Genomic DNA, 6,455 nt, shown 5'->3' on the forward strand with positions numbered 1-6,455 from the left:
TATTAAAAATTTGATGGAGAGAAATTTCGTTTGCGAAATTCCTCTCCATCAGGTGCCCGGATAAAATTAGAGCGAAAGGCTAATTATATTTTAGCTGAATGGTCACTTTCCAGATGCCTTCTTTAAGAATAGACATATCAAACCAGTAATTAAAGTACCCCCCGTTGATATCTCCGTTATTATACATATCGATCCTCAGCACCTGCCCGGATACGAAAGGTAGCGGGAAGCCGGCTATCTCGAGTTCCAGGTGATCCGGGAATTCAGTATACTTGGTAGGATTGTTTAACCCGAGGTTATGCCAGTCTTTTAAGTCTGTAACGCCCGGTGTAGTGGAGTAGTCATAGCCTAGCAGTGTTTTTGGATCTGCCGGGGTGCCATCTTTTTTCAGTACATACACCAGTATTTTGTTGCCGGTGTTTACCTGTCTGTCGAAGGTTACATCAAGACCCGTTATTTTGCCGTCAAGTCCCGAGAGGCGGTAAGTGTAAGGCAGTGCATAACTAACATCTATTGTCAGTGCAGATTTAAGATGAAGTTCTCCGGCACTGTTTTTCACGCTTATGTCGATGACATATTTGCCTTTGGTAAATATGGTGGTATCGTTAGCTTCCGGGTAGATGAGAATATTTCCGTTGGCCGGGTTGATGTCTACTGCAGGACGGTTTACCTTGGTACGCTTCTTATCTATCTCCTGTACCGTTTTCTCCTTTCCTGTATATTCTCCCTGCCAGAAATAAGTATCTACCTTATAGTTCATAAGCTTATCCGCAATTTTACCATCTTCATAGTGGATGGCCTCAATGGAAAACTCCAGCGGCTTGGTAGATTCATCTGCCACCATAGCGCCGGATTGGATGAGGGAAGCACCTACTGCTATTTTGATAGAAGGATTGGTGTACTTGAGTGCCGGACTTAAAAAGCCACCGTTTTTTTCTTTCGTACACGAAATCGTTAACAGCGTGATAGCCAGTGATACGAGGCACTTTATATGCAATGATTTTTTCATGATAAAATGATTAAGACTATCTGAAATATTTTTGTTTCAGTCCTGCTGCGAAACTTGAACCATTCGTTAACACGTGTACAATAGCGTTGGCCGTGATCAGGTTATGCGTTTGTATATTGGCACTGTATTTTATGCTGTCTACGCCGGGTATTTTTACGTGCTCAAATACCATTCTATAGGCAGACGTTTGTAAGGAGCTGCTAACGCTGGTTCCGCCGCCTACGCCGTTAATAATAAGAGAGTCGCCATTGGCAGCTTTGTAATATTTCGCCTGGTCTTTCACGGCCTGTTCAAGGCTCACTTTGGCATTGGGTATAATAAACCTGCCCAGTAAGGTGAGCAATGTATCTTTTCCAATGTCGGCGAGTGGCTTTGGGGTTTGCCTGTCGTCCGGCGTGTAGTTCCGCTGCAAGCGCAACACGGCGTTGTTAGGGGCCGCATAAAAGGTAATGTTGGCCTGGTTAACCAGTGCTTTGCTATTGGTCAGGTCAATGATCTTCACCAGCGAATCAAACATATGATTAGGTCTGCTGGCCAGGAATTCATATACGGACATTCTCTTTTCTTCTTCAGACTGCTGAGACAAACCGCCATCCACATAATAGTTATCTTTCCTGCATGCTGAAAATATCATCATCGCAAGAGTTGCCAGGAGCGCTGCTTTTTTTAGTGAAATATTTTTCTTCATATAAAAAGTTATTTCCAGTATTCGTTCTGAGTGATTACAAAATTGCTTTTCGCGATAATGCCCTGATCTATCGGAAGCAGCCATGCACCTTTCTGGTACCAATCGGCTGCCGTAATTTTCGAGTCTTTATCCAGCTTTCTTGTTCTTACGAGATCAAAGAAATATTGGCCTTCTCCAATTAATTCCTTTCTACGCTCGAGCAGAATCGTATCCGCCAGATTACCACCACCGGTATAAGGCGTGGTAAATGCACGCTGTCTTACTTTATTCAGCAGTACAGCAGCTTCTCCGGCTCTTCCCACAGCAGGACTGGCCAGGGCTTCTGCTCTCAGCAACATGATATCTGCCAAACGGGTAATGATGATATTGGACTCATTGATATTTTGCGAAGCGGTGTCGCCTTTCAGCCGCAGCGTTTTGTACTTGCCCAGGAAGATGCGGTCTTCATAAACTCCCTGCAGGCAGGTAGCACGGTCAAACCAGGTAAACAAACGGGCATCGCGTGCGCTGGGAGGAAACATATTATTCAACTGTTCCCTGGTAGGAGAGAGTATAAATCTGTCGGTACCACCACCACCATCTGATTGGTCAGTATACCAGGGCCTGCCCAATGTTCTGTTATACACACGGTTTTTCTGTACCTCTCTTGCATTGGCATCAAAATTAAGTTCAAAGATGCCTTCATTGGATTTACCTATAAAGATGCTGATCAGGTTCATGGTATCGGTAACAAGACTGTACGGCCCTTGCGTGATCACACTGTCACACAACTTTTCACAACCTGCGTAATTCTGTAACCATCCCAATACATGCGCCTTAATAGCCCAGGCTGCTCCTCTGGTGGCTCTTACGGCTTTATCTCCATCACCATATTGCAATTCCAGGTCAGCAATAGCTACGTCCAGATCGCTGATGATCTGCTTAAAGACGTCTGCCTGCGGGGTTCTTGGCAGATTCTCTATATTCACGCTCTTTAAGTTAACAGGTACATCTCCCCAGAAACGAACCAGGTAAAAGTAGGTGAGTGCCCGGACGAAGCTGGCCTCGCCAATATGTTTTCTTCTGAGCGATGGATCGTAATTGGCAATCTCCGGGATTTTTTCGAGTAACAGGTTGCATTGCGCAATGACAGTATAAAACTGCTTCCAGTTGCCACCTCCATTATTCAGTAACGCCGTAGCGGTATTGGTGGCAATAGCCGTTTCCGTCCGAACGTTGGAACTCTGGGAGTAACTGGAAAACACATCGGCCCGTACATCTCCCATCAGGAAGACTTTATCAGGTACCGCCGCCCGCAGGTAAGAGTAGGCTGCCGCTACTCCTTTTTCTACATCTGCCGAGGTGGTAATGGCGTTAGCTGCAGTGGGAAGTTCTACAATTTCAGGATCCAGTATTTTTTTGCAGGAAAATAATAAGGCGCTACCTAAGAGCAGGAAGCACATGTTGTTTTTCCAGGTAGTTGGTATCTTCATAATCTTAGAATTCAAAGTTAAAGCCACAGTTAAATTTGTAGGGAATAGGATAACCATTACCCAGATCGTAACCATAAGGATCCACATTTTCAGGATCTACACCGGAATACTTCGTCAGGATAAACACGTTACTCATCCCACCGTATATTCTCAGTCTCCTGATATGGAGACGGTTCAATGCAGCCGGTGCAAAATCGTAGCTCAGGTTTACATTGTTTAACCGTATAAAGCTGCCGCTTTCCAGGAAAAGGTCGGTGTTGGTTTCGTAGTTGCCGATAAAATCATAACTGGAGGTGCCATAATATCTCCATGGATTCAGCACGGGATATTTTGCATTGGTATGCGTAGGTGTCCAGAAATCCAGGTCTGATACATCCAACAGGTTTCTTTGTCCACCGGGGTAGTTCACGTTTTCACTGGCCGTCCAGCTTACACCTTTGATACGATCTGCTTTTACTTTATTATATACTTTGTTGCCTACCGAGTAGTTGAAGAACATATCCAGCTGGAGCGTGGCATTGGTTTTAAACCTATAGCTGAAAGAGTGAGAAACACTGCCGGTAAATTTAGGATTGGGATCGCCGGAATAAACCCGGTCAGAATTATCTATGACGCCAATTCTGCCGTCTCCATTTACATCCAGCAGCATGATGTCTCCACCTCTGTAGGGATCTTGTGAAGAGAATCCACTGGTATTGGGATAAAGTCGTTTACCGGTATATTTATTTACGGGAACAGATTCGTCTGTTGGATATACACCGAGGTACTTCATCAGGTAGAAGCCATTCAGTGGGCGGCCTATTTCCAGATAAGGCTGACCTACGGCATAATCACTCCTGGAAACACTTCTGCCGAAATCAGGCAGTTTGGTCAGTTCATTGCGGTTAATAGCGCCAATGAACGTAACGGAATACTGGAAGTTCTTTCCCGGACGTGTGATATAAGCGGTAATCGCTGCTTCATATCCATGGTTGCGAACCGCTCCACTGTTGATGTAACGGGAAGTATAGCCACTGGTACCATTTAAAGCATCGGGAAACAGGAAGCCGTCAGTGTTTTTATTGTAGTAGTCCAGCGTCATCGTCAGGCGACTGTTGAAGAACTCCAGATCCAATCCTACACCTTCGTCTTTAGTGGTTTGCCAGGTGAGGTTGGGTAAGGCCATACCGTTACCTGCGCCATAACTGGGAGCCAGTAAAGGCACTCCATTGTAGGTGGCATTGTCGCCGCTCCTGGTTTGATAAGCACCAACTGCCAGGTAGTTGTCTTCGTACTGGGTGCCGGATTTACCTGTACTGGCCCTGATTTTTCCGAAATTCAGCCAGCGGCCGATGTGATTACGAAGAAATTTTTCCTCTGTAAATACCCATCCTGCCGATAAAGACGGGAAGTATCCCCACTGGTTGTCTTTACCAAATTTAGACGAACCATCGGCACGTATAACGCCCTGTAACAGGTATTTTTTGTCGTAGTTGTAAGAAAGCCTTGAATAATAAGACAACAAGCCATACTTGATGTTATGGGTTTCCAGACCGAGATTTGCCTGCGGATATCCCTGTATCACCTGTTGTGCATCGCTGGGGCCACCATATGCAGAGCCGAATATGTTGTTTTTTTCGCTGGTGTTGATGGTATTACCTAACACGAGATCAAACGAATGCCTTGAAGGAAATGTGCGGTATAAACGCAGAAACGTTTCGCTCAGCAGGTTTACCTTTTCCTCTGAAAAATACGATGCCGCTGCTTTTTGATCCGGCCGTGTGGCAGATGGTGCGAAGGAGCGCGTGCGATAAAACTCGTAGTTACCGGAGGCTCTGGAGGTGAGGTTCAGGTAGTTGGTAAGATCATAACTCACTTCCAGTTGAGCCAGTACCCGCCGCGTAAGATCGATGTTGACACCCTTCTTATAAGATTCCAGGAACGAGTCAAAAAAGCCACTGTTGGGGCCTGGCCGGAACGAAGAGGAAAAGTTGTTGCCTACTACGGCTGCATTGTAAGTGTCGCCTCTTTTCTGGCTGGCATCCGTCTGGCTCAAATTAGCCCTGCCAGTAATGGTTAACTTCGAAGTAGGTTTGAATACACCATTATAGGTCAGTGAAAACCGGGTAAAACCTGAACCCAGTACAATACCTTTTTCGTTATAATAATCCACACCTAAGCGGTAGCTGGCATTATCCGAAGCTCCGCTGATACCCAGGTTAATATTCTTCAGATCTGCATCGCGGAAGTATAACTTTTGCCAGTCGGTGGAGTTGTTATAAAAGCTATTCAGACTATCACTCAGCTCAATGGGCATATCGGAATCACCACCGCCCACTTTTGATGATTTGTACTGGTTAAAGAGATCAATTTTAAAATCGCGTTCCGCTTTACCACCAAGGGTTTTACGTAGTGCCGGGTAATAGCTCAATCCATATTGTGTATTTAAGGTAACAATTGGTTTTCCGATCTTACCACGTTTGGTATTAATAATGATAACGCCGTTGGCGCCTCTTGAACCATAGATAGCAGTGGCAGAAGCATCTTTCAGTACATCTACAGATTCGAGATCAAAGGGGCTGAAGCCAGACAGGACACTCGTGATGGCCTGACGTGGATCTGAAGGGTTGAATACATCCTGTTCCAGCGGCACACCATCAATGATAAATAATGGGGTACTCACCACGTTGGAGTTGGCTGAATTGGAGAAGGAAGCAAGACCTCTGATTTGTATCATGCTTCTTCCACCAGGCATACCGGAATTGTTTTGCACCACCAATCCAGGCGCCAGTCCCTGCAATAATCCCTCAATAGAACCACTTGGCTTGTTTTGCAGCTGTGATCCTTTAATACTGGAGATGGCAGCGGTGGTTTCTCTTTTTTTCTGCGTACCATATCCCACGGTTACATTTACTTCCTGCAGTTGCGATGCAGAAGGTTGTAGCACGATCAGCAGGTTCTGTAAACTATTTTTGACCAGCTGATGATTGAATTGCTTGCTGGCTGTTGTTAGCTGGCCATCGCTCAGGTGAAGCGCCAGCGGGTTAAAGCCGATGGACGTGATGACGATGGTAGCATCTTCTGCAGCCACGGAAAGCGTAAATCTTCCGTCTACATCTGCCGTTGCCCCTTGTCTGGAGCCCTGAACGATCACGGTGGCGCCGATAATTGGTTGGTTGTCCGAACTAACAATCTTGCCTGATAGGATAGTAGCTGCCGTTGCTTTACGCGATGCCAGCACCGTTACGATTCTGTCATTCACTTCATAGGTAAATGGTTGACCTTTGAACACCTGCGCCAGTGCGCT

The 6,455-nt window shown here is 45.7% G+C and carries 4 protein-coding genes; all 4 read right to left on the reverse strand.

Annotation, left to right across the window (positions count from 1 at the left end; genetic code table 11):
- Positions 1-79: 79 nt before the first annotated feature.
- Positions 80-1,009, reverse strand: coding sequence for a DUF5007 domain-containing protein (locus tag VIP81_RS11565; RefSeq protein ID WP_331960183.1), 930 nt, complete (start codon positions 1,007-1,009; stop codon positions 80-82).
- A gap of 16 nt (positions 1,010-1,025) precedes the next feature.
- Positions 1,026-1,697: a hypothetical protein gene (locus tag VIP81_RS11570; protein ID WP_331960186.1), complete on the reverse strand. Its 672-nt coding sequence runs from the start codon at positions 1,695-1,697 to the stop codon at positions 1,026-1,028.
- 8 nt (positions 1,698-1,705) lie between these two features.
- Positions 1,706-3,169, reverse strand: coding sequence for a RagB/SusD family nutrient uptake outer membrane protein (locus VIP81_RS11575; protein ID WP_331960189.1), 1,464 nt, complete (start codon positions 3,167-3,169; stop codon positions 1,706-1,708).
- Between the two features lie 4 nt (positions 3,170-3,173).
- Positions 3,174-6,455, reverse strand: a 3,282-nt coding sequence (locus VIP81_RS11580; protein ID WP_331960192.1) for a SusC/RagA family TonB-linked outer membrane protein, incomplete at its 5' end; no start/stop codon positions are given.

The sequence above is a fragment of the Chitinophaga sp. genome, from assembly GCF_036566945.1.
Taxonomy (GTDB): Bacteria; Bacteroidota; Bacteroidia; order Chitinophagales; family Chitinophagaceae; genus Chitinophaga.

Excerpts from the sequence above, each read along its gene's own strand:
- VIP81_RS11565 (WP_331960183.1), bottom strand. The coding sequence starts at position 1,009 with ATGAAAAAATCATTGCATATAAAGTGCCTCGTATCACTGGCTATCACG.
- VIP81_RS11570 (WP_331960186.1), bottom strand. The coding sequence starts at position 1,697 with ATGAAGAAAAATATTTCACTAAAAAAAGCAGCGCTCCTGGCAACTCTT.
- VIP81_RS11575 (WP_331960189.1), bottom strand. The coding sequence starts at position 3,169 with ATGAAGATACCAACTACCTGGAAAAACAACATGTGCTTCCTGCTCTTA.